Consider the following 4,046-nt stretch of genomic DNA (forward strand, 5'->3'; position numbering starts at 1 on the left):
TCGATCTCTCCTAATTGTGGTTTTCATCGGCCGGTGTAGTCCCGGCGGGTTTAACAAAGTCCGGCGGTGCCGGGTGCGGTTCGTCGAGCGAACCGCGGAAGTCTGTCTGGCGTGATCGCCAGAAACCTTGCGGTGACCGTTACATAAGGGCGTACAAGCTGATTACAAGGGCCGGCAGCGAAAAATTTTCATGTCGATGCCCCGCAAACGATCACGGCACCCGAAGGTGCCGTGTCGATAGATTGAATTACTTGGTATCGCGGTGTTCGAACTCGCCTTCGATCACGTTGGGCTCACGGCCCAGCGGTTCGCGTGGTGCGGGGCCGCCACGGGCCTGAAGGTCATCGGCAAACGCGCGTTGGCGAATCGCCTGTTCCTCGGCGCGCTGGCGCATTTTATTGGCCAGCAGACGACGACTGATCGGCAACAGCATGATCAGGCCGATCACATCGCTGATGAAGCCGGGCAGGATCAACAGGCCACCGGCCAGCGCCAGCATCAGACCTTCGAGCATGGTCTGGGCCGGTAGCTCACCGCGGTTCAGGCTTTCACGGGCACGCAGTGCGGTGGCCAGGCCGGCAATGCGCAGCACAAAAACACCGAACATCGAACCGAGTATTACCAGCAGCAGGGCCGGGAAAAACCCGATCGCCCCTGCCACCTTGACGAATACGAACAGCTCCAACACCGGGAACAGCAGAAAGAGCAACAAAAAAGGGCGCATCAAATGGTTCCTCAACGCAAGAATGCCTTGCCAGTTCACCTTAGATGACGTCGCCGTTTCGTGAATTCAAGCGTCGGCCACTTCATTTTTCGGCCAATGCTCAGCGTGGGCCAGGAAAACCAAGGCTTCGCGAACTTGTGTCGGCGTATTACATGGTGCCTGGAACGGTAGCCAGTAGAGGCTTTGACCGATGCGCAGGTGCATGCCTTCGCTGTCGATGCCGACCATTTGCGCCGGGGAAGTCTTTGGCAAACCGGCCAGTTCCACGTAATGGGCAATCGCTTTGGCGTGATCGGCGTTCATGTGCTCGACCATGCTGATTTCAGCCTTGCCGGCAAACGGGTTGGCCAGCGTCAGCTCATTGACCCAGTGGATCGCACCGAATCCACCGATGTAGCGATGACGGACCGGCGTCAGTACCCAGAAATCAAAATCATGGGCGGTGTGGTAGCTCTGCGATTCCGGAAAGTAGCGGTAATAGCGCTCGGCAGCGGCGTCAATGGCCGCGGCGTCTTCCAGCTGTCGGGCTTCGGCCAGGTAAGTCAGTCGACCGACGGCCTGTACATCTTCAGCGCCGCGTTCACCGACGAACAATGAACATTTCGGATCTTTTTGCAGATTGTGCGTGTGCTGCGCGATACGGCTGATCAGGATCAACGGTCGGCCATGCTCATCCAGGCAATACGGAACCACTGAGCCGAACGGAAAACCGGGCATTGCTTTGGAGTGCGTCGAGAGCACTCCACGGTATTCCTTGAGAAGCAATTCTCGTGCATGCTTAGCCGCTTCAACGCTCAATTTATGACTCCTTATATAGAATCCGTCAAAAAAACGGACGGGCTGCGCTGGAAAGTCCCAGCACGCCATCGGGCAATTCTCATGTGCAGCCAAGCCAGGTCAGGCGCAGATCGAGAGGCTATCTAGCAAGGAAACCACTCAGACCTGCTACCGGGGCATGCGAATGCAACTCACTGACAAAGTAATCATTATCACGGGCGGTTGCCAGGGTTTAGGCCGCTCCATGGCCGAGTATTTCGCTGGCAAAGGCTCGAAGCTGGCATTGGTTGACCTGAACCAGGAAAAACTCGATGACGCGGTCGCCGCCTGCAAAGCCAAAGGCGTCGAAGCTCGCGCTTACTTGTGCAATGTGGCCAACGAAGAACAAGTCACGCACATGGTTGCCCAGGTCGCCGAAGACTTCGGTGCGATCCATGGCCTGATCAACAACGCCGGCATCCTGCGCGATGGCCTGCTGCTCAAGGTCAAGGACGGTGAAATGACCAAAATGAGCCTGGCGCAGTGGCAGGCAGTGATCGACGTCAACCTGACCGGTGTATTCCTGTGCACCCGTGAAGTTGCGGCGAAAATGGTTGAACTGAACAACAATGGCGCGATTATCAATATCTCGTCGATTTCCCGCGCTGGCAACATCGGCCAGACCAACTACTCTGCCGCCAAGGCCGGCGTCGCTGCGGCCACCGTGACCTGGGCCAAGGAACTGGCGCGCTACGGCATTCGCGTGGCCGGCATTGCACCGGGCTTCATCGAAACCGAAATGACTTTGGGCATGAAGCCTGAAGCGCTGGAGAAGATGACTGCCGGGATTCCGCTCAAACGCATGGGCAAGCCGGAAGAAATCGCCCATTCGGCGGCGTACATTTTCGAGAACGACTACTACACCGGGCGGATTCTGGAGATGGATGGCGGGTTGCGCATCTAAGGCTCACCCAGAATTTGCAGGAACCAGACTTGCCGGCGAAGGCGTCCTCTAGACCGCCTTCGCCGGCAAGCCTGGCTCCTGCAAAAAGCGAATCAATCGTCGCTGATGCTGATGTTCGGCATCGCTGGCGTCAACGCTTCCTGCAATACGATCCGCGCACCGACGTGGCGGGCCAGTTCCTGATAAACCAGTGCTATCGGACTGTCCGGCTCGGCGATCACTGTTGGCTTGCCACCATCGGCCTGTTCGCGGATGGCCATCGCCAGCGGCAACGAAGCCAGCAGTTCGACGCCGTACTGATTGGCCAGTTTCACCCCGCCGCCCTCACCGAACAAATGCTCGGCATGCCCACAGTTCGAGCAGATGTGCACGGCCATGTTTTCCACCACGCCCAACACCGGAATGTTGACCTTGCGGAACATTTCGACGCCCTTGCGAGCGTCCAGCAATGCCAGGTCCTGCGGGGTAGTGACGATGACGGCGCCGGCCACCGGGACTTTCTGCGCCAGGGTCAGCTGGATGTCGCCGGTGCCTGGCGGCATGTCGATGACCAGGTAATCCAGATCGCCCCATGCAGTCTGGGTGACCAGTTGCAGCAAGGCACCGGAAACCATCGGTCCGCGCCAGACCATTGGCGTGTTGTCGTCGGTCAGGAAGGCCATGGACATGACTTCGACGCCGTGGGACTGGATCGGCACGAACCACTTCTGATCTTTGATCTGCGGGCGGGTGCCTTCGGCGATGCCGAACATGATGCCCTGGCTCGGACCGTAGATGTCGGCGTCGAGAATCCCAACCTTGGCGCCTTCGCGGGCGAGGGCCAGTGCCAGGTTGGCCGCGGTGGTGGATTTGCCCACGCCACCCTTGCCTGACGCCACGGCCACGACGTTTTTCACGTTGGCCAGCCCCGGGATCTGCGCCTGAGCCTTGTGTGCGGCAATCACGCTGGTGATGTCGACTTTTGCACTGGACACACCTTCGAGGCCTTGAATAGCCATTTCCAGCATCTGCGCCCAGCCACTCTTGAACAGACCGGCGGCGTAACCCAATTCGAGCTGGACGCTGACGCGGTCGCCCTGAATGTCGATGTTGCGCACGCACCCGGCGCTGACCGGGTTCTGGTTCAGATAAGGGTCGGTGTATTGGCGAAGGACGGCTTCCACCGCTGCGCGATTGACGGCGCTCATGGGCAACTCCGATAACAAGGCTGGAAAATCAGGCAGGTATCCTAACCGTTCTAGCTCAAGGACGGCATGCCCACTGATGATTTGTGGCAAACACATCCCTGTGGGGAGGAAGCTATTTGTGGCAAACACATCCCTGCGGGGAGGGAGCTATTTGTGGCAAACACATCCCTGTGGCGAGGGAGCTTGCTCCCGCTCGGCTGCGCAGCAGTCGCAATCAGGTTGACGCGATCCTCCTGACAGCGCCGTGTTGCAGGGTTCGGGGCGGCTTCGCCACCCAGCGGGAGCAAGCTCCCTCGCCACAACAGCCCTTTCTTCTTCAAACTGCCCGTACTCGGGTTTGAGCATCAGCTCAAGGACGGCATGCCCACTGATGATTTGTGGCAAACACACCCCTGTGGGGAGGGAGCTATTTGTG

4 protein-coding genes are annotated in these 4,046 nt (G+C 58.8%); 1 reads left to right on the forward strand and 3 read right to left on the reverse strand.

Going from position 1 to position 4,046, the window contains the following annotated elements; translation table 11 throughout:
• Window positions 1-247 precede the first annotated feature (247 nt).
• Window positions 248-724, reverse strand: a complete 477-nt coding sequence (locus D8V06_RS13480; protein ID WP_056853586.1) for an FxsA family protein — start codon at window positions 722-724, stop codon at window positions 248-250.
• A gap of 66 nt (window positions 725-790) precedes the next feature.
• Complete coding sequence (locus D8V06_RS13485; RefSeq protein WP_056853587.1) at window positions 791-1,522, reverse strand: HugZ family protein; 732 nt, start codon at window positions 1,520-1,522, stop codon at window positions 791-793.
• 163 nt (window positions 1,523-1,685) lie between these two features.
• Between D8V06_RS13485 and D8V06_RS13490 the strand changes: the two genes are divergently transcribed.
• Window positions 1,686-2,444 (forward strand): SDR family oxidoreductase, encoded by a 759-nt coding sequence (locus D8V06_RS13490; protein WP_130931109.1) that lies wholly within the window; start codon window positions 1,686-1,688, stop codon window positions 2,442-2,444.
• A gap of 92 nt (window positions 2,445-2,536) precedes the next feature.
• Here D8V06_RS13490 and apbC read toward each other — a convergent pair whose 3' ends face one another.
• Window positions 2,537-3,631, reverse strand: coding sequence for an iron-sulfur cluster carrier protein ApbC (apbC, locus tag D8V06_RS13495; RefSeq protein ID WP_130931110.1), 1,095 nt, complete (start codon window positions 3,629-3,631; stop codon window positions 2,537-2,539).
• Between the last annotated feature and the right edge of the window lie 415 nt (window positions 3,632-4,046).

It is taken from the genome of Pseudomonas sp. Sample_24 (assembly GCF_004307605.1).
GTDB lineage: Bacteria > Pseudomonadota > Gammaproteobacteria > Pseudomonadales > Pseudomonadaceae > Aquipseudomonas.

Excerpts from the sequence above, each read along its gene's own strand:
- D8V06_RS13480 (WP_056853586.1), bottom strand. The coding sequence starts at position 724 with ATGCGCCCTTTTTTGTTGCTCTTTCTGCTGTTCCCGGTGTTGGAGCTG.
- D8V06_RS13490 (WP_130931109.1), top strand. The coding sequence starts at position 1,686 with ATGCAACTCACTGACAAAGTAATCATTATCACGGGCGGTTGCCAGGGT.
- apbC (WP_130931110.1), bottom strand. The coding sequence starts at position 3,631 with ATGAGCGCCGTCAATCGCGCAGCGGTGGAAGCCGTCCTTCGCCAATAC.